This window comes from Pseudomonas fluorescens (assembly GCF_902497745.1).
In the GTDB taxonomy this organism is placed as follows: Bacteria; Pseudomonadota; Gammaproteobacteria; order Pseudomonadales; family Pseudomonadaceae; genus Aquipseudomonas; species Aquipseudomonas fluorescens_BM.
Window position 1 is genome coordinate 119,574 of record NZ_CABVHJ010000012.1, and the last position, 25,736, is coordinate 145,309.

Genomic DNA, 25,736 nt, shown 5'->3' on the forward strand with positions numbered 1-25,736 from the left:
AGCCGGGTTTTTGGTTGAATGTGCGGGCCTCTTCGCGAGCAGGCTCGCTCCCACAATTTGGAGTGCGATCCCCTGTGGGAGCGAGCTTGCTCGCGAAGGGGGGGCGGCCCAGACAACACAACTTTCAAACAGGCAACAAAAAGCCCACCAATCGGTGGGCTCCTTGTGTTCACCTGATGATGATCAGAACAACTTCATCTTCGGTGCTTCTTCTTTCAGCGGTTCGTTCTGCGCAGTTTGCGCATTCCAGCCACCCCCCAGGGCCTTGTACAGGTTGACCGCACTGGTCAGCTGCGCGAGGCGGTCGGTGATCAGCGCTTGTTGCGCGCTGAACAGCTGACGCTGGGCATCGAGGAAGGTCAGGTTGCTGTCGACGCCGATGCGATAACGACGCTCGGCCAGACGGTAGTAATCCTGGTTGGCCTGAACGAAGTCACGTTGCGCTTGCAGCTGTTCGGTGTAGGTCTGGCGTGCGGCGAGGCCGTCGGCGACTTCCTGGAAGGCCGTTTGAATGGACTTCTCGTAGTTCGCCACGCCAATGTCCTTCTGGATCTTGGCGGCGTCGAGGCTGGCGCGCAGGCTGCCGGCGTTGAAGATCGGCAGGTTGATCTGCGGCTGGAACAGCCACGTCCCCGAACCACCCTTGAACAGACCGGAAAGATCCGGGCTCAGGCTACCCGCGTTGGCGGTCAGGCTGATGCTCGGGAAGAACGCTGCACGGGCCGCGCCGATGTTGGCGTTGGCCGCTTTCAGGTTGTATTCCGCTTGCAGGATATCCGGACGACGTTGCAGCAGGTCCGAAGGCAGACCGGCCGGTACATCGCTGAGCAGGTCATCCGCCAGCGGCTTGGCTGCTTGCAGATTGGCCGGGATACCCGTGCCGAGCAGCAGCGTCAGGCTGTTTTCGTCCTGTGCGACCTGGCGGGTGTAACGCGCCAGTTGTGCCCGGGCGTTTTCCACGGAAGTGCGCGACTGCGCCAGATCCAGCGCCGAAGCCACACCGACTTCGTTGCTGCGGCTGGTCAGCTTGTAGCTTTCTTCAAAGGCACCGAGGGTGTCTTGCGTCAGCTTGAGCAGTTCCTTGTCCGCTTGCCAGGTCAGGTAAGCGTTGGCCACGCTGGCGACCAGACTGATCTGGGTGCTGCGACGCGCCTCTTCGGTAGCGAAGTATTGTTGCAGCGCTTGTTCGCTCAGGCTGCGCACCCGACCGAACAGGTCGAGTTCGTAGGCACTGATGCCGACAGTGGCGGAGTAGGAGCTGGTGATGCCCGCTTCACCGGTCTGCGAGGCACGGGCCGGAACCCGCTGACGGCTGCCGCTGGCATTGGCCGAAACCGCCGGGAACAGATCAGCCCGCTGGATGCGGTATTGAGCCGCGTAAGCATCGATGTTCAGCGCCGCGACACGCAGGTCGCGGTTGTTTTCCAAGGACACCTGGATCAGCTGTTGCAGCGCCGGGTCATGGAAAAACTGCTTCCAGCCTTGCTCGGCAGCGGCCTGCGCCGGAGCCTGGGCCGGCGAATACGCCGGCCCCTGTGGGTACTGAGCTGCGACCGGAGCCTCAGGCTGCTGATAGTCAGGTATCAGCGAGCAACCGCTCAGCACGAAGGCGGCGACTGCGATGGAGAGTAGCGACTTGCTCATTGGCCAGCCTCTTTAGGAGTTTCAGTAGCTTCATCCTCGTCAGCGATCTTACGCTGGCCGATGGACGAAACCGTAACGAAGAACAGTGGGACCCAGAAGATCGCCAGGATCGTGGCCGTGAGCATACCGCCAATCACGCCCGTACCGATCGCATGTTGACTGCCTGAACCGGCGCCCGTGGAGATCGCCAACGGTACAACACCGAGGACGAAGGCCAGCGAGGTCATGATGATCGGTCGCAGACGCATGCGGCAGGCTTCAATCGCCGCGTCACGCAGGCTGCGCCCCTGTTCATGCAGTTCCTTGGCGAATTCAACGATCAGAATGGCGTTTTTAGCCGCCAGACCGATGGTCGTCAACAGCCCCACCTGGAAGTACACGTCGTTGGACAGCCCGCGCAGGCTGGTGGCCAGCAGCGCACCGATGATCCCCAGCGGCACCACGAGCATAACCGCGATCGGAATCGACCAGCTCTCGTACAGCGCAGCCAGACACAGGAACACCATCAGCAGCGACAGAGCGTACAGCGCTGGCGCTTGCGAACCCGACAGACGTTCCTCATAGGACAGACCGGTCCAGGAGATACCGACACCCGCCGGCAGCTTCTTGGCAATCGCTTCGACTTCGGCCATCGCATCACCGGTGGAGTAACCCGGCGCCGGAGAACCAAGGATCTCCATCGCTTCTACACCGTTGTAACGCGCCAGTTTCGGCGATCCGTAGATCCACTCGCCCTTGGCGAACGCGGAGAACGGCACCATGGTCCCGGCGCTGTTGCGCACGTACCACTTCTTCAAGTCTTCAGGGCTCATGCGAGCACCGGCCTGACCTTGCACGTACACCTTCTTCACCCGACCACGGTCGATGAAGTCGTTGACGTAACTACTACCGAAGGAGATCGACAGCGTGCTGTTGATGTCGGCAATGCTCACGCCGAGGGCCTGGGCCTTCTGATCGTCGATTTCCAGGTGGTATTGCGGCTCATCGTTCAGGCCGTTCGGACGCACCTGATAGAGCACCTTGCTCTGCGCTGCCAGACCGAGGAACTGGTTGCGCGCCTCCATCAGTTTTTCGTGACCGATACCGGCACGGTCCTGCAGGAACACGTCGAAACCGGTGGCGTTACCCAATTCCAGTACCGCAGGCGGGGCGAAAGCAAACACCATCGCGTCGCGGAAGCTGAAGAAGTGTTGCTGCGCACGCTGGGCGAGGGCGAATACGCTGTTGCTCGCGTCACGCTCGTCCCACGGTTTGAGCATGATGAACGCCAGACCCGAGCTCTGACCGCGACCGGCGAAGTTGAAGCCGTTAACGGTGAACACCGAGGACACCGCACCGGATTCTTTCTCCAGCAGGTAGGAACGCATTTCGTCGATCACGACTTGGGTACGTTCGGCACTGGAACCGGCCGGGGTTTGCACCTGGGCGAACAGTACGCCCTGGTCTTCTTCCGGCAGGAACGCGGTCGGAATACGGGTGAACAGCCAGATCATGCCAACAACGATCAGCAGATACGCCAGCAGATACGGGGCTTTGCGCGACAGCATGTTGCCAACGCCGCGCTCGTAGCTGCGAACGCCACGGTCGAAGTTACGGTTGAACCAGCCGAAGAAGCCTTTTTTCGGTGTGCCGTGCTCGCCTTTCGGAATCGCCTTGAGCATGGTTGCGCACAGCGCCGGGGTGAAGATCAGCGCGACCAGTACCGACAGGGCCATGGCCGAGACGATGGTGATCGAGAACTGCTTGTAGATCACACCGGTGGAACCGCTGAAGAACGCCATCGGCAGCAATACCGCCGACAGCACCAGCGCGATACCGACCAGAGCACCCTGGATCTGGCCCATGGACTTCTTGGTCGCTTCCTTCGGTGACAAGCCTTCTTCGCTCATCACCCGCTCGACGTTTTCCACCACGACGATGGCGTCGTCCACCAGCAAACCGATGGCCAGCACCATGCCGAACATGGTCAGGGTGTTGATGCTGAAACCGAAGGCCGCGAGGATGCCGAACGTACCGAGCAATACCACCGGCACAGTCATCGTGGTGATGACGGTAGCGCGGAAGTTCTGCAGGAACAGGAACATCACCAGGAACACCAGCACGATCGCTTCGACCAGGGTTTCAACCACACCCTTGATCGACTCGGTCACCACCGGGGTGGTGTCGTACGGGAACACCACTTCCATGCCTTGCGGGAAGAACGGCTTGAGTTCGTCAATCGTCTTGCGCAGGGCTTTGGCGGTGTCGAGGGCGTTGGCGCCGTTGGCCAGTTTTACCGCCAGACCGGAGGACGGTTTACCGTTGAACTGTGCGGAAATGGTCGAGTTCTCACCACCCAGACCGACATCGGCGACATCACCGACGCGCACTTGCGAGCCGTCCTGATTGACCTTCAGCAGAATTGCCTTGAACTGCTCAGCGGTCTGCAGACGGGTCTTGCCGATGATCGTCGCGTTCAGTTGCTGACCTGGCAGCGCCGGCAAACCGCCGAGCTGACCGGACGACACCTGGACGTTCTGCGCCGAGATGGCGGAGCTGACATCAGACGGGGTCAGGTTGTACTTGTTCAACTTGGCCGGGTCGAGCCAGATGCGCATCGCGTACTGGGCACCGAAGACCTGGAAGTCACCGACACCGGCGGTCCGCGAGATCGGGTCCTGCATGTTCGACACGATGTAGTTGGACAGGTCGTCCTTGGTCATGCTGCCGTCACGCGACACCACGCCGATCACCAAGAGGAAGTTTTTCACTGCCTTGGTCACGCGGATACCTTGTTGCTGCACTTCCTGCGGCAACAGCGGGGTAGCGAGGTTCAGCTTGTTCTGAACCTGCACCTGCGCGGTGTCGGAGTTAGTGCCTTGCTCGAAGGTCGCGGTGATGGTCATGCTGCCGTCGGAGTTACTTTCCGAGGACACATAACGCAGGTTGTCGATACCGTTGAGCTGCTGCTCGATCACCTGGACGACGGTGTCCTGCACGGTTTGCGCCGAAGCGCCCGGGTAGGTCACGGAGATCGCAATGGCCGGCGGCGCAATGCTCGGGTACTGGTTGATCGGCAATTTCAGGATCGAAAGTGCCCCGACCAGCATGATCACCAGGGCAATTACCCAGGCGAAAATCGGACGGTCGATGAAGAATTTTGACATGGATTACTCCCCTTTGCCGCCGGCGGCTTTGTCAGCTGCCTGAGCGGGGGCCGGGTTCTTGTTGCCTACGTTAGTGGCTTCGGTCGGGTTGACCTGAACACCTGGACGCACGTACTGCAGGCCTTCGGTGATCAAGCGATCGCCGGCCTTCAGGCCGTCTTCGATCAGCCACTGGCTGCCGACGGTGCGGCTGGCCTTGAGCTGACGCAGCTCGACCTTGTTGTCGGCGCCGACGACCAGTGCGGTCGGGGTGCCTTTGAGGTCGCGGGTCACGCCCTGCTGCGGCGCCAGAATGGCGGCGGCGTTGACCCCGGCCTGCAACTGGGCGCGAACGAACATGCCTGGCAGCAGGGTGTGATCCGGGTTCGGGAACACGGCGCGCAAGGTCACGGAACCGGTAGTCGGGTCAACCGTGACTTCGGAGAATTCCAGCTTACCGTCAAGCTTGTACTGGCTGCCGTCTTCCAGGGTCAGTTTGACCGCTGCGGCGGTATCGCCGGACTTCTGCAGGCGACCGCTTTCCAGCTCACGGCGCAGCTCCAGCAGTTCAACCGAGGACTGGGTGACGTCGACGTAGATCGGGTCCAGTTGCTGGATCGTCGCCATCGCGTCGGCCTGGCCATTGCTGACCAGTGCACCTTCGGTGACCGAAGAGCGGCCAATGCGACCGGAGATCGGCGCGTAAACCTTGGTGTAACGCACGTTGATCTGCGCGGTCTGCAACGACGCTTCCGATTCCATGCGGTTGGCCACTGCGGTGTCGTATTCCTGACGGCTCACGGCCTGCTCGTCGACCAGTTGCTTGTAGCGGTCGGAGATCGACTTGGTCGAACGCAGGTTGGCTTCGGCGCTTTTCAGGGTCGCTTCATAGACCGCCGGATCGATCTGGTACAGCTGCTGGCCGGCTTTGACATCGCCGCCTTCCTTGAACAGACGCTTGAGAATGATGCCGTTGACCTGCGGTCGAACTTCAGCGATGCGGAACGCACTGGTGCGGCCCGGCAGTTCCGAGGTGAGGGTAAAGGCTTGTGGTTGCAGGGTGACGACGCCGACCTGAGGCGGTGGAGCGGCCGGGGCCGCTTCTTCCTTTTTACATCCGCTGAGCAGCGATGCCAGGGCGACGGCAGTGACCAGAGCGGTAACAGCTGGCTTGAATTGCATGAAGATCCTCGGGTCAGGCGCGCAAAAAGCGCACAAGAAGTGTGAAAGGGTAAAAAATGCGTACCGAGTGGATAAGTAGCTTGCTAAGTAATATACTTACGTTCATGGTTGTTTGTAAATACCTGCGCCGCGTATCCAAGCTGTTACAAAAGTCGTCGCAGGGTTTGAAATTGTAGGCCGGGGAGCTGATCCGCGAGAGATCACCCCTTCTTTATTCAGCGGATATTCAGCCATCCCTGAAACATCCTGTTTGAGGTTTTACTGTCATGGTCCGTCGTACCAAAGAGGAAGCTCAAGAAACCCGTAGCCAGATCCTGGAAGCGGCGGAGAAAGCCTTTTATGAAAGGGGCGTCGCTCGTACGACACTGGCCGATATCGCAACACTGGCGGGTGTCACGCGCGGTGCCATTTACTGGCATTTCAGCAACAAGGCCGATCTGGTGCAGGCGATGCTCGATTCGTTGCGTGAGCCGCTGGATGAACTGGCCAGAGCCAGCGAAAGTGAAGACGAGCTCGACCCGCTGGGCTGCATGCGCCAACTGCTGATTCATTTGTTTCATCAAGTTGCGCTGGACCCGAAAACCCGGCGTATCAACGAAATTCTGTTTCATAAGTGCGAGTTCACCGATGAAATGTGCGATTTGCGCCAGCAGCGCCGGGACGTCAGTCTCGATTGCAATGAGCGCATCGCTCTGACGTTGCGTAATGCGGTGAATCGCGGCCAGTTGCCGGAAGATCTCGACACTGCCCGTGCGGCCATCAGCATTCACAGCTATATCGATGGCCTTCTGTATGGATGGCTGCTGGCGCCGGACAGCTTTGAGCTGCATGCCGAGGCCGAGCGTTGGGTCGATACAGGGTTGGATATGCTGCGCCTGAGCCCCAGCCTGCGCAAATGAAACAAAATGCGTAATTGGCACAGCTTATGTCAATTGGCCTGCCTTTATATACGTTTGCGGCGGGGAGTTTATACGTAGCGAGCTACGCATTTTGTAGGGAATTTGTGTCTTCTGTGTGAATGAGTGTTGGCCGCTTGCCCTCACCCTAACCCTCTCCCAGAGGGAGAGGGGACTGACCGAGGTGTTCTTGCAAGTTACACCGACCTGAAAAACCCAGTCGAACTCTGGTTTCAAACATTCCCCGATCGGCTCCCTCTCCCTTGGGAGAGGGCTGGGCGGGCGGCGTTCCGATGAGGGGCTACGTACTCAGCCGCGCAATCAATCTCCCGGCGAACACAAAAAAAGCCCCCAACTCTCACAAGTCGGGGGCTTTCGCGTTTCTGCGTGTTGCGTATTACAGCGTTGGATAGTCGATATAACCCACCGGGCCTTTAGCGTAGAACAGCTCCGGACGCGCATCATTCAACGGCGCATCAGCCTTCAAACGAGCTGGCAGATCCGGGTTGGCAATGAACGGCACGCCGAACGCCACAGCGTCAGCCTTGCCGCTGGCCAGCCATTCATTGGCGCTGTCCTTGGTGAATTTTTCGTTGGCGATGTACGGGCCACCGAAAGCTTCTTTCAGTTGTGGACCGAGGCTGTCGGCGCCTTCTTTCTCACGGGAGCAGATGAACGCGATGCCGCGTTTGCCCAGCTCACGAGCGACGTAGGTGAAGGTTTCTGCCAGGTTGTCGTCGCCCATGTCGTGGGAGTCAGCGCGCGGTGCAAGGTGCACACCGACACGGCCGGCGCCCCAGACTTCGATCGCTGCATCAGTCACTTCCAGCAACAGGCGTGCACGGTTTTCCAGCGAGCCACCGTAATTGTCGGTGCGCTGGTTGGTGCTGCTTTGCAAAAACTGGTCGAGCAGGTAACCGTTGGCGCCGTGGATTTCCACGCCGTCGAAACCGGCCGCTTTGGCGTTTTCGGCGCCGGTGCGGTAGGCGTCGACGATGTCGGCGATTTCAGCGGTTTCCAGTGCACGCGGAGTCGGGTAGTCGGCCAGTGGGCGTACCAGGCTGACGTGGCCTTTCGGCTGGATCGCGCTCGGTGCCACCGGTGCTTCACCGTTGAGGTAGGACGGGTGGGAAACCCGGCCGACATGCCACAGTTGCAGGAAGATCTTGCCGCCAGCGCCGTGAATCGCTTTGGTCACGTTGGCCCAGCCGCGCACTTGATCGTTGGACCAGATGCCCGGGGTGTCCGGGTAGCCAACGCCCATTGGCGTCACCGACGTGGCTTCGCTGAGGATCAGGCCTGCGGAAGCACGCTGTACGTAGTACTCAGCCATCAACGCGTTGGGCACGCGACCTTCGTCGGCGCGGCAGCGGGTCAGGGGGGCCATGATGATGCGGTTGGCCAGCTCGATGTCGCCAAGTTTGATCGGATCGAAAATAGTTGCCATGTCTACAACCCTCGTAAGTGGAAAGTAATCAGTTAGTTGCCGGGGCCAGATCGGCATTGCCGTTCTGACGGAAAGTAATCAGCGTCACCAGCAGGGCGAGCACGGCCAGGGCGGCGGCTGCGAGCGGTACGCTGGTCAGGCCGTAGCCGTGGGCGATGACGCTGCCGCCAACCCAGGCGCCGAGCGCGTTACCGACGTTGAAGGCGCCGATGTTCAGGGTCGAAACCAGGTTTGGTGCGGCTTTGCCGAAGGTCACCACGTTGACTTGCAGCGCCGGTACGGCGGCGAAACACGCGGTGGCCCAGAGGAACAGGGTGATTTCGGTGGGGATCAGCGCGACGCTGGTCCAGGTCAGCACGGTGGAGACCACGGCCATGGCGATGAATACGCCGATCAGCGTGGCGGCCATGCCCTTGTCGGCGAGTTTGCCGCCGATGATGTTGCCGACGGTCAGGCCCAGGCCGATCAGCATCAGCGTCCAGGTCACGCCACGGGGCGACACGCCGGTGACTTCGCCAAGCAGCGGCGCGACGTAGGTGAACAGTGTGAAGACGGAAGCGGCGAACAACGCGGTCATGCTCAGCGACAACCAGATCCCGGCACCTTTAAGGGCGGCGAGTTCAGCGCGCATATCGAGTTTTTCTTCGTCACGTTTGGCCGGCAGGAAGCGGATCAGGCCGATCAGCGCAATCACTCCGATAACGGTGACGGCCCAGAAGGTCGAGCGCCAGCCGTATTGCTGACCCAGCGCAGTGCCCAGCGGTACACCAAGGACGTTGGCCAGGGTCAGACCTGTGAACATCAGGGCCACCGCCGACGCACGCTTGTTGGCCGGCACCAGATTGGCCGCCACCACCGAGCCGATACCGAAGAACGCGCCGTGGCACAGCGCGGTGATCACGCGGGCAAACATCAGCACGTTGTAGTCACTGGCAATGGCACACAGCAAGTTGCCAACAATAAAAATGCCCATCAACGCCACCAGTGCTGCTTTGCGCGGCAGTTTGGCGGTGGCCATTGCCATGAACGGCGCACCGATCGCCACGCCGAGGGCGTAACCGGTCACTAGCCAGCCGGCGCCGGGGATCGACACACCGAGGTCGGCCGCTACATCGGGCAGCAAGCCCATGATGACGAACTCGGTGGTGCCGATAGCGAAGGCGCTCAAGGCGAGGATGAGGAGCGAGAGGGGCATGCAGGTTTCCTTGTCGGCTGGCTGACGTTAAGGGTCAGAGCTCTTTACTGAGGGTGCTGAGGAACGCCTGGATCACGTCCTCGTTACGTTTGAAAAAGTGCCATTGACCGGCCTTCTGGCTGCTGATCAGACCGGCGCGTTGTAACGTTGCGAGGTGTGCCGAAACGGTCGACTGCGACAAGCCGCAGCGTTGATCGATCTGCCCGGCGCAAATGCCGTACTCGTGGTTGTGCAACTGTTCCGGGAATTCGTTCTTCGGGTCTTTCAGCCAGTTGAGGATGTCTCGCCGTACTGGGTGCGCCAGGGCTTTTATTATTTCGTCGAGGTCGAGGTTCATGGCAGGTGCTCACAATGTGTACAACGCTATATCGCGATGTGGCGAAATATAAATCGTTGGATCGCGATACACCAATATGATTTTGTTCTGACGTCAGCATAAATTGGTATATCGCGTTATAACGATACATGGGTGTGTGGCTTATCGGCCGCAGTGCTAAGCTGCGCCCATGAACTATCTCGCACATTTACACCTCGGTGGCCAGCGCCCCGGGCAATTGCTCGGCAGTCTGTATGGCGATTTCGTCAAAGGCCGGCTGCAAGGGCAGTTTGCGCCGGAGGTGGAAGCGGCCATTCAGCTGCATCGCCGGATTGACGTGTTCACTGATCGCCATCCGCTGGTGGACATTGCTTTGGGGCGCTTTTCCGATACCCGCCGGCGTTATGCCGGGATCGTCCTCGATGTGTTTTTCGATCATTGCCTGGCGCGGGACTGGCGCATGTACGCCGATCAGCCGCTGGAAGTATTTACGGCTGATGTGTATCGGGTGCTGACCCGCGAACCGCAATTGCCCGAACGATTGGCGAGGATCGCCCCGCACATGGTCGCCAATGACTGGCTGGGTTCGTATCAGGAATTTGAAGTGCTGGAGCAGGTGTTGCGCGGGATCTCGCGGCGGTTGAGCCGGCCGGAGGAACTGGCGGGGGCGATGCAGGAATTGCGGCGGTTGTATGAGCCGCTCAGCGAAGACTTCCGCATGTTCTACCCCCAACTCCAGGACTTCGCACAAAACCCCGAATCACTGAAGATCTAAAGGTGGGAGCGAGCCTGCTCGCGAAGGCGGCGTGTCATTCAGCATTTATATTGGCTGACATACCGCTTTCGCGAGCAAGCTCGCTCCCAAAGGGGAGAGGTGTGTTTTCAGGCAGCAATCAGTTCGCCGGCGCGACGCGGTTCAGCCGGTTTCGCCACCTCACCAAACAACGCCTTCTGCACCGCCTGCTGCGCTTCAAACGCCAGCGCTGCACGCTCACGACCCTGACAGGCCATTGGCTTGAGCAGGTGCACTTCGACATCGCCGCAATCGTTGCTGAACAGGCGCATCAGGTGCGAGAGCAGATCATCTTCGCCAATGAACGGCGCCAGCGCATCGATCTCGCCATCGCGCAGGTAACGGATCGCCACCGGTTGCAGCATCACCTCGGAATCAATCGCCGCCGCCAGTAAGCGACCGTGAAAAGTGCGCAAAGAACGGCCATCGGTGGTGGTGCCTTCCGGGAACATCAGCAAGGCGTGATCGGTTTGCAGGTGACGGGTCATCTGCTTGCGGATCAACTGGCTGTCGCCCGAACCGCGACGGATGAACAGGCTGCCAGCCTTGGCCGCGAGCCAACCGGCCACCGGCCAGGTACGCACTTCGGCCTTGGACAGAAACGACAGCGGCGTGAGCATGCCCAGCAACGGAATGTCCGTCCATGAAACGTGATTGCTGACCCACAGCATCGGCTGTTTCGGCAGTTCACCGTGAACCGTCACGCGAAAGGGCAGGGCATTGCTCAGGCGCGCCATGAAGAAGCGCGACCAGCGCTGACGCCGCTCCATCGAATGCGCCAAACCAATTCGTTCGAATACGCCGAAGACGCTGGCCATGGTCAAGCCCAGCGACACCACCAGCAGCACCCGCGCGATCCGCGCGTACACCCGCAACCGGCTCATCACACAGCCGCCTTGAAGTGCTTGGCGTAGCGCGGGCAGAGTTCGTCGCGCTTGAGCAGGATAAACACGTCGGCGACCTGGAAGTCTTCGTCCCAGCACGGCTCACCGCAGATCTTCGCGCCCAGGCGCATATAGGCCTTGAGCAGCGGTGGCATTTCCGCGATCACGTTCGATGGAATATCCAGCGTCGGCAGCGGATTTTTCGGCTCGGCACGCAGGTGTTCGGTGCACAGATAACGTTCGCGCAGGCGCTGCATGATCGCGTGGGCCTGAATGCCGCCGTCCTGCATCGGAATGCTCGCGCAACCCATCAGATAGCTGTAGCCGCCCTGATTCAATACTTCGGCCAACTCGCCCCACAACACCGCGATGGTGCCGCCGTTGCGGTACGCCGGGTCGACGCAGGTGCGGCCGATTTCCAGAATCGGGCCCTGCAGATGCGCGAGGCCGTGCAGGCTGAACTCTTCTTCGCTGTAGAACTTGCCGAGGCTGCTGGCGGCGGTGTGATCGAGCAAGCGGGTGGTCGCCACTAAACGCCCGGTGTTCAGATCACGTACGCCGATGTGGCTGCAGTGAACATCATAATCATCCATGTCCAGACCCCGTTCTGCGCCTTTCAGTTTGGCGTTGAACTCGCCGCTGAAGACGTTGAAGCGCAAGGCCTGGGCTTGCTGCAGGGCCTCGGCGCCGATCAGGCGTTCGGCTTGCAGGCGGCGTTCATTGCCGGTGTCGCTGATGCGGGCGATCTGAGTCATGTGAATCTCCGTACGGGCCTTTAACCCGTCGTGGGTTGCAGCCGATCGACTTTCTTTATGCAGCCGTGTTGTGCAAAGTCAGGCTATGTAGCCCCGGTGTCATCGCCATGAAAGTTTGGTGATGCTTATATGACAGCCCACAAGGAGCCTCTTATGCCCTGGCCAGATCTGCTGCACCGCCGTGACCGATTGCCCGCCGTTGCTGACCTGGCCGAGGGTTTTGCGACGTTGTTGCAGCAACTGGGCAACGTCACGCCGTTCGAGTTGGCGGTCGCGGGCGGGCGGCGGATGGCGACGCCGGGGCTGGCGTTTCTGGTCGGTTACCAAGCGGCATTGCGCATGTTGTGGCCGAGTGCGCCGCTGAGCCTTGGCGCGTTGTGTGCGACCGAACAGCGCAGTCTGCGTCCAGCTGACATGCAGACGCGGCTCACCGATTTACGCCTGAGCGGGCGCAAGGACTTCGTCACGGCGGGCGATGCGGCGGACTGGCTGTTGATCGCTGCGCGCAGTGAAGAACCCGGCGAAACGCCGCGCCTGAGTCTGGCCGTGGTGTATCCCGGCGAGCCCGGCGTAACCGTTGAGAAATTGCCGGCGTTGCCGTTGATGCCAGACATCAGTCATGGCCGGTTGCAGCTTGATGGGGCGTTGTGCGAGTTGCTCGCCGGTGATGGATGGGATGCTTACGTCAAACCGTTTCGCACGCTGGAAGATGTCTATGTGCTGAGCGCGATGACCGCATGGCTGTATGGCGTCGGGCAGGACAGCGATTGGCCGCAAGCGTTGCAATTACGTTTGCTGGCGCTGTTGGCCGGGTGTGCGGAGGCGAGCCGGCAGCCGCCGAACAATCCGGCCGGGCATGTGTTGCTGGGTGGGTTGTTTGCGCAGTTTGAGGCGTTGGAGGGGGAGGTGAGTCAGGCCTTGGCTGACGGGCCGACAGAATGGGTTCAGATGTGGCAGCGGGATCAGGGCGTGATGCAGTTGGCCTCCGGCGCTCGGGCCAAGCGGTTGGCCAAGGCTTTGGCGCAGGCTTGACTGGCCTCTTCGCGAGCAAGCTCGCTCCCACAGTTTGATGGCATTCCAACTAAAGGAACTCGGTCAACTGTGGGAGCGAGCTTGCTCGCGAAAGCGATCTCATCATCACCACACATCTGTCATCAACCCCGACTAATCTCAGCAGGTTCTCCCCAAGAGCCCTCCTCATGTGCAAAGGCCTGTCGCTGTTTCTGCTGCTGACCTGCTTCACCGTTCAGGCCGAACAATGGCCCGGCGAACAATGGCCAATCGGCATGACGATCACCGATACAGGAGCGCTGGATAATTACGCCTTCCCACCCCGCGATGACACCACCCGCAAAGGCATCCGCACCGACGCGCTGCTGATCATCCATGACGGCCAGATCATCTACGAACGCTACGCCGGCCCGACCACCGAGCAAACCCCGCACCTGACCTGGTCGATCAGCAAAAGCCTGATGGCCACCGTGCTCGGTGTGGCGTACGGCGAAGGCCTGTTCAAACTAGAAGACCCGGCCGTGCAGTTTTACCCGCCGCTGGAAAAACACCCGGCGATCAAAATCGCCGATCTGCTGCACTGGGCCTCCGGTATCGATTGGCAGGAAGACTACGAATATGCCCCGCTGAAGTCCTCGGTGGTGGCGATGCTTTACACCCGTGGTCATCACGATATGGCTGCGTTCACCGCTAACCACGACAGCTACGCCGCTCCCGGGCAGGCCTTCCGCTATTCCAGCGGCGACAGCAACCTGCTCGCGGCCGCGTTGAAAAATATCGTCGGCCCGCAGCGCTATCCGAACTATCCGTGGACGGCATTGTTCGAGCCTTTGGGCATCCATCACGCCGTGTGGGAAACCGATGCCAGCGGCACGTTTGTCGCGTCGTCTTACGCTTACCTGACAGCTCGGGATCTGGCGCGCGTCGGTCTGTTGATGGCCCGCGACGGGCGCTGGAATGATCGCCAATTGCTGCCCAAAGATTGGATCGCGTTCAACCTTGAACCCTTCGCCGGTTACAAGGCTCATCAGGACGAAGCGGTGCCCGGCGGCCAGTGGTGGCTCAATCGCCCGGCCGATGGCGCCGCCTCACCGTGGCCCGATGCACCACCCGATACCTTCGCCGCCCTCGGCCATTGGGGCCAGGCGCTGTACGTGATTCCCAGCGAGAAACTGGTGATCGTGCGTTATGCCGATGATCGCGACGGCAGCTACCGCCATAACGAGTTGCTAAAACGCGTACTGAAGGCGGTGCGGCCATGAAGCGCTTGTTGCTGTTGCTGCTCGTTTTGCTGCTCGGCTGGATCGGCTACGAGCGCGAAAATCTGTGGGCCTTCCCGGACATCATCAGCGCCTACACCGCCAAGGAATATTGTTCGTGCCGGTACGTGATGAACAACGATGCCGAGTATTGCCGTGGCTATGTCAAACAATGGCTGCCGACCAGCCAGTTCACCGATGACCCTGCCAGCAAAACCATCACCGTCAGCGGCATGGGCCGCAGCAATCGCGCCCAATGGTTGAGCGAACGCCAAGGTTGTCGTTTACAGCCTTAAAAGATCGCAGCCTTCGGCAGCTCCTACATGACCGGGTCCACCCTGTAGGAGCTGCCGAAGGCTGCGATCTTTTGATCTTGATGTTGCAATAACTTTGGGGGCGGTTAAGGTTCGTGCAGGTTTATCGGCCCCATGAGTGTTCAATGTTCAACCGCTCCCTGTGTGCAACCCTGTCCAGCCTGTTGCTCTCTGCCGTTGCGCTGCCGGCGCAGGCCAATTGGTATCTGGACGGCGAGTCGTCGCGGCTGTCGTTCGTCAGCACGAAAAACGCCAATGTTTCCGAAGTGCAGCGCTTTCTGGTGCTGCACGGCAAGGTCGACCCTAACGGTCGCGCCGAAGTCGAAGTCGAGCTGGACTCGATCAACAGCGGCATCCCCCTGCGCGACGAGCGCATGCGCAAGGAGCTGTTCCAGATCGAGCAATTCCCCGAGGCGACCATCACCACCCAGATCGATCTGCGCCCGATCAACGATCTGGCCCCCGGCGCGCAGCTGGAATTGCGCCTGCCGCTGACCGTCAACCTCCACGGCAAGCAACATGAATACCCGGCCGAACTCTTGGCAACGCGCCTTGATGATCGCCGCTTTCAGGTGGTGACGCTGGAGCCGCTGGTGATCAACGCCGAGGATTTCGATCTGCTGCCAGGGCTGGAAAGCCTGCGCAAACTCGCCGATCTGTCGGCCATCAGTCTGTCGGTGCCGGTGGGTGCGGTGCTGATCTTCACGGCGCGCTGACATGCGCGGCGCGGTGTTTCCATGGCGTGATGGCAACCGGTTCGAGCTGTTGATCGACGGCCCGCAATTCTTTCCGCGCATGCTCGAGCAGATTGCTGGCGCTCAAGAGCAGATCGAACTTGAACTGTATCTGGTCGAGGCCGGCGCTTGTGCCGAAACCATCGTCCAGGCGTTGGTCCTGGCGGCTGAGCGAGGCGTGCGTGTGCGATGTCTGTTCGATGACTACGGCAGTCTCGCCTTCACCCTCAATCTGCGTCAGCGCCTGATCCAGGCCGGGGTTGAACTGCGTTTCTACAATCGGCTGAACTGGCGGCGCTGGGTCGGCAACTTCTATCGGGATCACCGCAAATTGCTGCTGGTCGATCAATGTCTGGCGGTGGTCGGTGGCACCGGTGTCACCGATGAGTTCTGGACGCCGGGCCATGACAGCAGCGAATGGCACGAAGTGATGGTCGAGATCCGCGGCCCGTTGGTGATCGACTGGCAATTGCTGTTTGACCGCCAGTGGATTGCCAACCGATATCGCCGCGCTTGGCGCCCGGCCGCGCATTTTGGTCTGCCGCGTTTGCCACGGGTGCCGGACAAGGGCGAGGGCATGGGCCGCGTGGCGTATGCCGACGCCCGCCAGCATCGCGACATTCTGCAATCGCTGTTCCGCGCGTTGAACAGTGGGCAAAAACGCATCTGGATGGCCACGCCGTACTTCCTGCCAACGTGGAAAATCCGCCGCTCCCTGCGCAAGGCTGCGGCGCGTGGTGTCGATGTGCGTTTGCTGCTGACCGGGCCGCGCACCGATCACCCGTCAGTGCGTTACGCCGGGCATCGTTATTACCCGCGACTGCTCAAGGCCGGGGTGCAGATCTTCGAATATCAGCCTTGTTTTCTGCATTTGAAAATGGTCTTGGTGGACGACTGGGTGAGCATCGGTTCGTGCAACTTCGATCACTGGAACCTGCGCTTCAATCTGGAGGCGAATCTGGAGGCGCTGGATCCGTCGTTGACGGCAGCGGTAGAGGCGAGTTTTGTGAAAGACTTCGGGCTGAGTCAGCAGGTGAGTCTGGAGGAGTGGCAGCGCCGGCCGTTGTGGCGGCGGGTGAAGCAGCGGGTGTGGGGGTGGGTGGATCGGGTGGTCGTCAACATCCTCGACCGCCGCGGGTAAAACCGATTTTGAATACACCCTGAATCCAATGTGGGAGCGAGCTTGCTCGCGAAGGCGGTGTGTCAGTCAGTATTTGTTTAACTGAATGACCGCTTTCGCGAGCAAGCTCGCTCCCACAGGGTTTTGCGGTGTGCTTGCGGTTATAGCAGTTCAAAGCTCTGCTGCGTCACATCCTGCGAATCCAGGCCGATCTGCACGTTGAACTTGCCAGGCTCTGCCGCGTACTTGAGCTGGGCGTTGTAGAACTTCAGGTCATCCTCGGTGATGGTGAAGTGCACGACTTTCTGTTCGCCGGCCTTGAGCATGATTTTCTGGAAGTTCTTCAGTTCCTTCACCGGGCGGATCATCGAGCCAGTGACGTCCTGGATGTACAACTGCACCACGGTTTCGCCGTCACGCTTGCCGGTGTTTTTCAGCATGACGCTGGCGTCGAGCTTGCCAGTGGCGTTGAGGGTGGTCGACGACAGCGCCATGTCGCTCAGGGCGAAGTTGGTGTAGCTCAGGCCATAACCGAACGGGAACAGCGGCCCGGTGGTGTCATCGAAATACTGCGAGGTGTAGTTGCCCGGTTTGCCCGGGGTGAACGGCCGGCCAATGCTCAGGTGGTTGTAGTAAGTCGGGATCTGGCCCACGGAGCGCGGGAAAGTCACCGGCAGTTTGCCCGACGGGTTGTAATCGCCGAACAGCACATCAGCAATGGCATTGCCGCCCTCGGTGCCGCTGAACCAGGTTTCCAGAATCGCGTCAGCCGACTGGTTCTCTTCGAGAATGGTCAGCGGACGGCCATTCATCAACACCAATACCAACGGTTTGCCGGTGGCTTTCAGCGCACGGATCAGCTCGCGCTGGTTTTCCGGGATGTTCAGGTCGGTGCGGCTGGAGGACTCGTGGGACATGCCACGGGATTCGCCCACCGCTGCCACGATCACGTCAGCGTCCTTGGCAGCTTTCACTGCTTCGTCGATCAGCACGTTGGCCGGGCGCGGATCGTCGACCACTTCCGGCGCATCGAAGTTGAGGAAGTTCAGGTAATCCAGCACCTTCTTGTCGCTGGTGATGTTGGCGCCACGGGCGTAGATCAGGTTCGACTTATTGCCGATCACCGAACTCATGCCATCGAACAGCGTCACCGATTGCGCAGGGCGCCCGGCGGCAGCCCAACTGCCCATCATGTCGATCGGCGCTTTGGCCAGCGGGCCGACCAGCGCGACTTTTGCGTCTTTCTTCAGCGGCAGGGTTTCGTTCTGGTTCTTCAGCAACACCAGGCTGCGACGCGCGACTTCGCGGGCCTCGGCACGGTGCAGACGGCTTTCGGCGTAGGTGTCGGCCGGATCATCTTCAGCCTTGCCGATACGCAGGTACGGGTCCTTGAACAGACCCATGTCGTACTTGGCGGCGAGCACTTCACGCACGGCGTTGTCGATGTCTTTCTGTTCGATTTCGCCGGCCTTGAGCAGCCCCGGCAGTTCTTTGCCGTAGAGGGTGTCGTTCATGCTCATGTCGATGCCGGCCTTGATCGCCAGCTTCGCCGCTTCACGTCCGTCGCGGGCGACACCGTGCTTGATCAGTTCGAAGATCGCGCCGTGGTCACTGACCGCCAGGCCTTTGAAGCCCCAGTCTTTGCGCAACAGATCATTCATCAGCCAGGTGTTGGCCGTGGCCGGAATGCCGTTGATCGAGTTCAACGCGACCATCACACCGCCAGCGCCGGCATCAATCGCGGCGCGGTACGGTGGCAGGTAATCCTGGTACATCTTCACCGGACTCATGTCGACGGTGTTGTAGTCGCGGCCGCCCTCGACCGCGCCGTACAGGGCGAAGTGCTTGACGCTGGCCATGATGCTGTCGGCGGCGCTCGGGGTGGCACCCTGATAGGCACGAACCATGACGCCGGCAATGCGCGAGGTCAGGTAGGTGTCTTCACCGAAACCTTCGGAGCTGCGGCCCCAGCGCGGGTCGCGGGAAATATCGACCATCGGCGCGAAGGTGATGTCGAGGCTGTCGGCAGCGGCTTCTTTGGCGGCAACGCGGCCGGACTGGCCGATGGCGTCCATGTCCCAGCTCGAGGCCAAGGCCAGCGGAATCGGGAAAATCGTACGGTGGCCGTGGATCACGTCGTACGCGAAAAACATCGGAATCTTCAGGCGACTGCGCATGGCAGCGTCCTGCATCGGACGGTTTTCCGGGCGGGTGATCGAGTTGAACGTGCCACCGATGTTGCCGGCAGCGATCTCTTTGCGGATCAGCTCGCGGGGCATTTCCGGGCCGATGCTGATCAGGCGCAGCTGGCCGATCTTTTCATCGAGGGTCATTTGCTTCATCAGATTGCTGATGAATGCGTCCTTGTTTTCCAGGGGTACCGGGGTCGTGGCGGCCAATACTTGATGACTGGCCAGGCTGACGAACAGACCCAGCAAACACAGCTTCTTCATGAATAGTTTTCTCAAGGGCCCAAGCGGCGAGGTAACGCCGGCCAGCCAAAATTTAGGGAGCGACTATTGTTGTTCGGGTGCAGGCTCGAAAACACCGAGCCAAAAACGACAGCCGACACTCGGCAGCGTGAACGCGCAGGGCACTTTTTAGCCCATTGGCCCGTCGTAATCCAGCGACGCGGCCGATTATGCCCCAAGAGCCCGCCAAGAATGTTTCGCGCTCGGTTTTTATAATGAAATGTGCCAAGGAGCATCACTGCGATGAATGTAAGCCCAACCAATCGCTCGCGTTTGCAGGTCGCCACACTGCTGGTGCTGGCCACGCTGTTGACCGCGTGCGGCATCAACAATATCCCGACCCTCGACGAACAGGCCAAAGCCGCGTGGGGACAGGTGCAGAACCAGTACCAGCGCCGCGCTGACCTGATCCCCAATCTGGTGGAAACGGTGAAAGGTTATGCGGCTCACGAGCAGGAAACGCTGACCGCAGTGATCGAGGCGCGGGCCAAGGCGACCTCGATCCAGGTCGACGCCAGCACCCTCGATAACCCCGAAAAGCTCAAGCAGTTCCAGCAGGCGCAGGATCAACTGACCGGCGCGTTGAGCCGCTTGATGGTGGTCTCCGAGCGTTACCCGGATCTGAAGGCCAACCAGAACTTCCTCGCCCTGCAATCGCAACTCGAGGGCACGGAAAACCGCATCGCCGTGGCGCGTCGCGATTTCATTCTGGCGGTGCAGAAATACAACACCGAAATCCGCACCTTTCCCGGTCGTCTCTGGCACAGCGTGATGTACAGCGATCTGCCGATCCGCGAAACCTTCGAAGCCACCACGCCCGGCGCGGAAAAGGCCCCGGAAGTGAAATTCTGATTCGAGGTTGTCCATGCGCGTGTTGAAAATGGGCCTGGTGCTGATGCTGTGGCTGTTCGCCGTCAGCGCCCAGGCCGAGTTGACGTTCCCGGCGCTGAGCGGCCGGGTGGTGGACGAAGCGCAGATGATCGACCCGTCGGTGCGCGCGCAACTGGGCCAGCAGTTGCAGGCCCACGAGCAGGCGACCGGCGAGCAATTGGTCGTGGTCACGGTGCCGGATCTGCAAGGCACCACCATCGAAGATTTCGGCGTTCAGCTCGGCCGGCACTGGGCCATCGGCCAGAAGGACAAGAACAACGGCGCGCTGCTGATCGTCGCCCGTGACGAGCGCAAACTGCGCATCGAAGTCGGTTATGGCCTGGAAGACCGACTGACTGACGCGCAGACTTCAGTGATCATCCATCAAGTCATAACCCCTGCCTTCAAGACCGGCAACTTCAGCAAAGGCATCAGCGATGGCGTCGCGGCGATGCTGGTGGTGCTGGGCGGAAATCCGCTCGACGAGCCATCGACGGTGTATGAATCCAGCGGTGATCCGTCCGACGATTTCATCTCGCGGCATCCGGCATTGTTCGTGTTTTTGGTGATGTTGTTCATCCTGACGGTGTTTGTCTGCCAGGTGCTCGGTATCCTGCCCGCTGGCCGTGGCGGCTCCGGAGGAGGGGGCGGCTTTGGCGGTGGCGGCGGCTTTGGCGGCGGTGGTGGAGGCGGGGGCTTCAGCGGCGGCGGGGGCAGTTTCGGCGGCGGCGGTTCGTCCGGCGGCTGGTGAGATCAGAAGAATAATGAGCAGGCACTTTTCAACATGGCATTACTGACTGAACACGAACAACGCAAAGTCGCCGAGGCGATCGCCCGGGTCGAGCGCGATACCGACGCCGAACTGGTGACGGTACTGGCCGCCCGCGCCGATGACTACGCGTACATCCCGCTGTTGTGGGCGAGCCTTTTGGCACTGGTGGTGCCGGGCGTTGTGCACTACCTGACCGGGTGGCTGACCCTGCGCAGTCTGCTGCTGGTGCAGTGGGGCGCGTTCATCGTGCTGTGCCTGCTGTTTCGTTTGCCGAAAATCACTACCCATCTGATCCCGCGCCGCGTGCGGCATTGGCGTGCGTCAAACCTGGCGCGCCGACAGTTTCTCGAGCAGAACCTGCATCACACGGTGGGTAGCACGGGGATGCTGATTTTTGTGTGTGAGGCGGAGCGGTATGTGGAGATTCTGGTGGATGAGGGGATTTCCAAGCGGCTGGATAATAAATCCTGGGATGCGATTGTCGCGGCGTTTACCGAGCAGGTGCGGCAGGGGCGCACGCTGGAGGGGTTTGTGACGTGTATCGAGGCGTGTGGGGAGTTGCTGAAAGTGCATGTGCCGGTGACGCAGGAGAGGAATGAGTTGCCGAATCGGTTGATTGTGCTGGGGTAAGACAAACCCTCACCCCAGCCCTCCCGAAACGTCGGACCGCCCAGAGGGAGAGGGGGCCGACCGAGGTGTCTGGCGCTCGACATCGACCTGAGACAACGAGTCGATCATGGATTAACAGCTGATCGCTTTATTTGATGCTTCTAATACCTGAGTTCGGCTCGGTATTTCAGGTCGGTGTAACTCGTGAAAACACCTCGGTCAGTCCCCTCTACCTCTGGGAGAGGGCTAGGGTGAGGGTGCTTCTGACAACCGTTGGGTAAATAAGAGCGTGTCCCCAACCCCCATCCCCCCTAAAATACCCGCCATTCCCGATTTCGCCCGTCCGAGGCCGCTTTTTCATGTCCGTTACTGCTCCCGCCACCAAGCCCGCGCCCGATCACCACGCCCAGTTTATCGAGCTGCTGCAAACCAGCCTCGAACAAAACGGCTTCATCAAACTGGTGCTGGCCAAGTACGTCGGCGAAGAGGCGGATCTGCAGCGGGTCATCATCAAAGCGGTGACGGTCAAGGCGCAGGCGAATCTGTCTTTTGTCTATCGCTACAAAACCCGTGACATCACCAAAAACCTGCCCTTGGTTGAAGGCGTGGCGGCGATTGCCGCGCTGTTGCCGGCCTCGTTCAAGAATGCGCATTTACTCGCGGTAACTGACGAAGCCCAGCTCGAATACAGCAAAAAGGGCAAATCTTCGCTGTTCAAGAGCAAACCTCAGCAATTGCGCGAAGCACCGTCCGCCGAACACAACCGTGAGAAAAACCGTTATCTCGAACTGAGCCGGCCGTTCCTCAAGGACTTGGGCGTGACCAACGCGCAACATGAGCTGATCCCGGCGATGTCGCGCAAGTGGAAGCAGATCAACAAGTTCATCGAAGTGTTCAGCCATGCGCTGACCTCGTCGCCGCTGGCGCTGGACAAACCGGTGCGTGTGGCGGATTTCGGTTCGGGCAAGGGTTACCTTACGTTCGCCATTCACGATTACCTGCGCAACACCTTGAACGCCGAGGGCGAGGTCACTGGCGTCGAGCTGCGCGAAGAGATGGTCAACCTGTGCAACGCTGCGGCGGCGAAGCTTGATCATCCGGGCCTGGTGTTCAAGTGCGGTGACGTGCGCAGCGTGGCGCCGAGCGAACTGGACGTGATGATCGCCCTGCATGCCTGCGACATCGCCACCGACTACGCGATCCACACCGGCATTCGTTCGGGTGCGTCGATCATCATGTGCTCGCCGTGCTGCCACAAACAGATTCGCTTGCAGATCCAGAGCCCGGCGCTGCTCAAGCCGATGCTGCAATATGGTTTGCATCTGGGGCAGCAGGCAGAAATGGTCACCGATAGTTTGCGTGCGCTGTTCCTTGAGGCCTGCGGGTATGAGACCAAGGTCTTCGAGTTCATTTCGCTGGAACACACCAACAAGAACAAGATGATTCTCGCGGTGAAACGCGCCGAGCCGGTTGATCCGGCTCAGTTGTTGGTGAAGATTCAGGAGTTGAAAAACTTCTACAACATCAGCGAGCACTGCCTGGAAACCCTGCTGCGCGCTGACGGCTACCTGGCCTGACAAGATCTGAATACAACCACTGTAGGAGCTGCCGAAGGCTCGGGCCGCGATCGGACGATCTTTTGATCTTAAAAAGCAAGATCAAAAGATCGCAGCCTTCGGCAGCTCCTACAAGGTTATGTGTTCAAGCTGTAGCAGGTTGGGCAGGGCGCACCGCAGTCTTGCGGCCGAGCATGACAGTGGCGATGACTCCGCAGGCAAACACCCACGTAATCGGTTCGACATGTTCACCAAAGAACAACGCCGAAAACGCAATGGTGAAGAAAATCTGCAGCAACTGGACCTGACTGACCCGGGAAATCCCGCCCATGGCCAGCCCCGCGTACCACGCAAAGAACCCGAGAAACTGCGAAAACAACGCGACATACCCAAACGCCCACCAGGTTTTCGCCGACACCGCGCCTTGATGTTGCAGCGCCAGATACAGCACCGGCCCGATCAACAGCGGCGTCGACAGCACCAGCGCCCAGCAGATCACCTGCCAGCCGCCCATCTCCTTGGCCAACCGGCCGCCCTCGGCATAGCCCAGACCACCCACGGCAATCGCGCCGAGCATCAGCAGATCACCCGCCTGAATACTGCCGGCCCCGGTGTACAACGCATAACCGAGCACCAACGCACTGCCCAGCGCCGCGCAAGCCCAGAAGGCTTTCGACGGACGTTCATGGGACAACCACGCGGCATACAGCGCCACGCACAACGGTTGCAGTCCGTTGACCAGCGCACCGTGGGAGGCCGGCAAGGTTTGCATGGCCCACGCCGACAACACCGGGAAACCCAGAATCACCCCGGCGATCACCAGACTCAGGCCTTTGACCTGTTGCCACGTCGGCCACTTCTCGCGGCGCCACAACAACAGCAACGCTGCCGGAATCGCTGCGAACAATGCGCGGCCCAAACCGTTGAGCAGTGGATGCAGTTCCTGCACCACGATGCGGGTGAAGGGCAGGGTGAGGCTGAAAATCACCACGCCGAGCAGGCCGAGGGCCATGCCGGTGTTTTCGCGCGAGGACATGATGGGGGACCGGAATTGAAGGTGGTTGGGAATGACCTTCATAAAGCCATAAACCTTGCAGTTCGGGCTGTTACAGCTAGGCACAGACTTATCCGTACAGTTGAGGGCCTCTTCGCGAGCAGGCTCGCTCCCACCTTTGGAATGCATTCTCCCTGTGGGAGCGAGCCTGCTCGCGAAGAACGATGACACGGCCTCAGGTAGTAGCCGGTTGTTACCCGTCATTCTCGAATAGGTCTACCTTGAACACTCACAGGTAAATTCCAGAGGAGTCCTCCCCATGGCCGCGAAAAAGATCCTGATGCTGGTCGGCGATTACGTCGAAGACTATGAAGTGATGGTGCCGTTCCAGGCTCTGCAAATGGTCGGTCACACCGTCCACGGTGTGTGCCCGGACAAGGCTGCTGGCCAGACCGTGCGCACCGCGATCCATGATTTCGAAGGCGACCAGACTTACAGCGAAAAGCCCGGTCACCTGTTCGCCCTCAACTTCGACTTTGCCAAGGTCAGCGAGGCCGATTACGACGCGCTGCTGATCCCCGGTGGCCGTGCCCCGGAATACCTGCGCCTGAACGAAAAAGTCCTCGACCTGGTGCGTGCCTTCGACAAGGCCGGAAAACCGATTGCCGCCGTTTGCCACGGCGCACAATTGCTGGCGGCGGCGGGCGTTCTGGAAGGCCGCGAATGCAGCGCCTATCCGGCCTGCGCGCCGGAAGTGCGACTGGCGGGCGGTACGTACATCGACATCCCGGTGACGGACGGCCACGTTCAAGGCAATCTGGCCACGGCGCCTGCCTGGCCGGCGCATCCGAACTGGCTGGCCGGTTTCCTCGGTTTGCTCGGCACCAAAATCACCCTGTAACGAGGATTCGCCCATGTGCGAGCTCTACGTCAAGGCCGACCCGATTCTTTACGAGTCACGCTCGCGCTCGCTGCGCATCTGCGGCGTGGTGACGACGTTGCGTCTGGAGAATCAGTTCTGGGACGTCCTCAGCGAAATCGCCGAGGTCGACGGCATGACCACCAACCAGTTGATCGCCAAGCTGTATGAAGAGGTGATGGATTATCGCGGGGAGGTGGTGAATTTTGCCTCGTTCTTGCGGGTGAGCTGTATGCGCTATCTGAGTCAGCGGCGGGTGAGTGCGCCGCAGTTGTCGGTGGTGCGGGCGGTGGTGAAATAGCCGGCACCGAGTTGCCTCATTCGCGAGCAGGCTCGCTCCCACTTTCGACCGCGTTCTCCAACTGGTATGCGCTCAAATGTGGGAGCGAGCCTGCTCGCGAAGGGGCCGGTACAGGCGACAGATAATCAGGACTGGTCTTTACTCTGAAGCGCGAAATCTCTCAATCGCCAAGGAGCAACGAGCATGTCCGGATGGTACGAAATCAGTAAAAGCAGCAACGGCCAGTTCAGGTTCGTGCTGAAAGCGGCGAATGCCGAAACGATTCTGACCAGCGAGCTGTACACCACTCGCGCAGCGGCCGACGGTGGCATCGCTTCGGTGCAGGCCAACAGCCCGCTGGATGAACGCTACGAGAAGAAATCGACGAAGGACGGCCATCCGTACTTCAATTTGAAAGCCGCCAATCATCAGGTCATCGGCAGCAGTGAGGCGTATTCATCGGATTCGGCGTGCGACAAGGGCATTGCCAGTGTGAAAGCGAACGGTCCGAGCAAAGTGATCAAGGACAAGACCTTGCCGGTTCTCTGACCTCACGTTCAAATCCACCAAAATCCCCTGTGGGAGCGAGC

Annotated in this window: 24 protein-coding genes; 14 read left to right on the plus strand and 10 right to left on the minus strand. The window is 60.2% G+C overall.

Annotated features, from left to right (window positions below; genetic code table 11):
- Window positions 1–183 precede the first annotated feature (183 nt).
- From emhC to F8N44_RS19390, 3 genes are read right to left on the minus strand one after another with little or no spacing between them, the layout of a single operon-like run.
- Entirely contained in the window at window positions 184–1,644 is a 1,461-nt protein-coding gene (emhC, locus tag F8N44_RS19380) for an efflux RND transporter outer membrane subunit EmhC (RefSeq protein WP_150651419.1), read from the minus strand.
- Complete coding sequence (emhB, locus tag F8N44_RS19385) at window positions 1,641–4,790, minus strand: efflux RND transporter permease subunit EmhB (protein WP_150651420.1); 3,150 nt, start codon at window positions 4,788–4,790, stop codon at window positions 1,641–1,643. The genes emhC and emhB overlap by 4 nt, the downstream gene beginning before the upstream one ends.
- 3 nt (window positions 4,791–4,793) lie before the next feature.
- A complete protein-coding gene (locus tag F8N44_RS19390) occupies window positions 4,794–5,951 on the minus strand; it encodes an efflux RND transporter periplasmic adaptor subunit (RefSeq protein ID WP_150651421.1) in 1,158 nt (385 codons plus the stop codon).
- Between the two features lie 266 nt (window positions 5,952–6,217).
- On the opposite strand from F8N44_RS19390, the gene emhR reads away from it, so the two are divergent.
- Window positions 6,218–6,850 (plus strand): efflux system transcriptional repressor EmhR, encoded by a 633-nt coding sequence (gene emhR / locus F8N44_RS19395; protein WP_150651422.1) that lies wholly within the window; start codon window positions 6,218–6,220, stop codon window positions 6,848–6,850.
- Between the two features lie 394 nt (window positions 6,851–7,244).
- Here emhR and F8N44_RS19400 read toward each other — a convergent pair whose 3' ends face one another.
- From F8N44_RS19400 to F8N44_RS19410, 3 genes are read right to left on the minus strand one after another with little or no spacing between them, the layout of a single operon-like run.
- Window positions 7,245–8,294 carry an alkene reductase gene (locus tag F8N44_RS19400; protein ID WP_150651423.1) on the minus strand — a complete coding sequence of 350 codons (1,050 nt, stop codon included), beginning with the start codon at window positions 8,292–8,294 and terminating at the stop codon, window positions 7,245–7,247.
- Window positions 8,295–8,322: 28 nt separating this feature from the next.
- On the minus strand, window positions 8,323–9,489 hold the full coding sequence (locus F8N44_RS19405) for an MFS transporter (protein ID WP_034153084.1): 1,167 nt from the start codon (window positions 9,487–9,489) through the stop codon (window positions 8,323–8,325).
- 34 nt (window positions 9,490–9,523) lie between these two features.
- Window positions 9,524–9,826, minus strand: a complete 303-nt coding sequence (locus F8N44_RS19410; protein ID WP_007917068.1) for an ArsR/SmtB family transcription factor — start codon at window positions 9,824–9,826, stop codon at window positions 9,524–9,526.
- Between the two features lie 169 nt (window positions 9,827–9,995).
- Here F8N44_RS19410 and F8N44_RS19415 point away from each other — a divergent pair, with 169 nt between their 5' ends.
- Window positions 9,996–10,580, plus strand: coding sequence for an ACP phosphodiesterase (locus F8N44_RS19415; RefSeq protein WP_150651424.1), 585 nt, complete (start codon window positions 9,996–9,998; stop codon window positions 10,578–10,580).
- A gap of 107 nt (window positions 10,581–10,687) precedes the next feature.
- Here the strand turns inward: F8N44_RS19415 and F8N44_RS19420 are convergent, their stop codons facing one another.
- Window positions 10,688–11,482: a lysophospholipid acyltransferase family protein gene (locus tag F8N44_RS19420; RefSeq protein WP_150651425.1), complete on the minus strand. Its 795-nt coding sequence runs from the start codon at window positions 11,480–11,482 to the stop codon at window positions 10,688–10,690.
- A complete protein-coding gene (olsB, locus tag F8N44_RS19425; protein WP_122608795.1) occupies window positions 11,482–12,237 on the minus strand; it encodes an L-ornithine N(alpha)-acyltransferase in 756 nt (251 codons plus the stop codon). The genes F8N44_RS19420 and olsB overlap by 1 nt, the downstream gene beginning before the upstream one ends.
- A gap of 153 nt (window positions 12,238–12,390) precedes the next feature.
- On the opposite strand from olsB, the gene F8N44_RS19430 reads away from it, so the two are divergent.
- From F8N44_RS19430 to F8N44_RS19450, 5 genes are all read left to right on the plus strand, one after another.
- Entirely contained in the window at window positions 12,391–13,269 is an 879-nt protein-coding gene (locus F8N44_RS19430; RefSeq protein ID WP_150651426.1) for an acyl-CoA dehydrogenase family protein, read from the plus strand.
- A 167-nt stretch (window positions 13,270–13,436) separates the two neighbouring features.
- Window positions 13,437–14,510, plus strand: coding sequence for a serine hydrolase domain-containing protein (locus F8N44_RS19435; RefSeq protein ID WP_150651427.1), 1,074 nt, complete (start codon window positions 13,437–13,439; stop codon window positions 14,508–14,510).
- Window positions 14,507–14,803 (plus strand): amidase, encoded by a 297-nt coding sequence (locus F8N44_RS19440; protein ID WP_150651428.1) that lies wholly within the window; start codon window positions 14,507–14,509, stop codon window positions 14,801–14,803. Before F8N44_RS19435 ends, F8N44_RS19440 begins: the two co-directional genes overlap by 4 nt.
- A 143-nt stretch (window positions 14,804–14,946) precedes the next feature.
- A complete protein-coding gene (locus F8N44_RS19445; RefSeq protein ID WP_150651429.1) occupies window positions 14,947–15,537 on the plus strand; it encodes a YceI family protein in 591 nt (196 codons plus the stop codon).
- Window position 15,538: 1 nt separating this feature from the next.
- The gene (locus F8N44_RS19450; protein WP_150651430.1) at window positions 15,539–16,696 is read left to right on the plus strand and encodes a phospholipase D-like domain-containing protein; all 1,158 of its coding nucleotides are present in this window, start codon (window positions 15,539–15,541) and stop codon (window positions 16,694–16,696) included.
- Between the two features lie 140 nt (window positions 16,697–16,836).
- On the opposite strand, the gene bglX is transcribed toward F8N44_RS19450, so the two are convergent.
- Entirely contained in the window at window positions 16,837–19,128 is a 2,292-nt protein-coding gene (gene bglX, locus F8N44_RS19455; protein WP_150651431.1) for a beta-glucosidase BglX, read from the minus strand.
- Window positions 19,129–19,389: 261 nt separating this feature from the next.
- Here bglX and F8N44_RS19460 point away from each other — a divergent pair, with 261 nt between their 5' ends.
- The 4 genes from F8N44_RS19460 to F8N44_RS19475 all read left to right on the plus strand — a co-directional run bounded on the left by F8N44_RS19460 (window position 19,390) and on the right by F8N44_RS19475 (window position 22,974).
- Window positions 19,390–19,998 carry a LemA family protein gene (locus tag F8N44_RS19460; protein WP_095119162.1) on the plus strand — a complete coding sequence of 203 codons (609 nt, stop codon included), beginning with the start codon at window positions 19,390–19,392 and terminating at the stop codon, window positions 19,996–19,998.
- A gap of 13 nt (window positions 19,999–20,011) precedes the next feature.
- Complete coding sequence (locus F8N44_RS19465) at window positions 20,012–20,767, plus strand: TPM domain-containing protein (RefSeq protein ID WP_150651432.1); 756 nt, start codon at window positions 20,012–20,014, stop codon at window positions 20,765–20,767.
- A gap of 33 nt (window positions 20,768–20,800) precedes the next feature.
- Entirely contained in the window at window positions 20,801–21,418 is a 618-nt protein-coding gene (locus tag F8N44_RS19470; RefSeq protein ID WP_150651433.1) for a TPM domain-containing protein, read from the plus strand.
- Between the two features lie 338 nt (window positions 21,419–21,756).
- Complete coding sequence (locus F8N44_RS19475; RefSeq protein ID WP_150651434.1) at window positions 21,757–22,974, plus strand: class I SAM-dependent methyltransferase; 1,218 nt, start codon at window positions 21,757–21,759, stop codon at window positions 22,972–22,974.
- Between the two features lie 124 nt (window positions 22,975–23,098).
- On the opposite strand, the gene F8N44_RS19480 is transcribed toward F8N44_RS19475, so the two are convergent.
- Complete coding sequence (locus F8N44_RS19480) at window positions 23,099–23,989, minus strand: DMT family transporter (protein WP_150651435.1); 891 nt, start codon at window positions 23,987–23,989, stop codon at window positions 23,099–23,101.
- A gap of 277 nt (window positions 23,990–24,266) precedes the next feature.
- Here F8N44_RS19480 and F8N44_RS19485 point away from each other — a divergent pair, with 277 nt between their 5' ends.
- The 3 genes from F8N44_RS19485 to F8N44_RS19495 all read left to right on the plus strand — a co-directional run bounded on the left by F8N44_RS19485 (window position 24,267) and on the right by F8N44_RS19495 (window position 25,695).
- Window positions 24,267–24,848, plus strand: a complete 582-nt coding sequence (locus F8N44_RS19485; protein ID WP_134178082.1) for a DJ-1/PfpI family protein — start codon at window positions 24,267–24,269, stop codon at window positions 24,846–24,848.
- 13 nt (window positions 24,849–24,861) lie between these two features.
- Complete coding sequence (locus tag F8N44_RS19490; protein WP_150651436.1) at window positions 24,862–25,167, plus strand: ribbon-helix-helix domain-containing protein; 306 nt, start codon at window positions 24,862–24,864, stop codon at window positions 25,165–25,167.
- A 183-nt stretch (window positions 25,168–25,350) separates the two neighbouring features.
- Window positions 25,351–25,695 (plus strand): YegP family protein, encoded by a 345-nt coding sequence (locus tag F8N44_RS19495; RefSeq protein ID WP_150651437.1) that lies wholly within the window; start codon window positions 25,351–25,353, stop codon window positions 25,693–25,695.
- Window positions 25,696–25,736 lie beyond the last annotated feature (41 nt).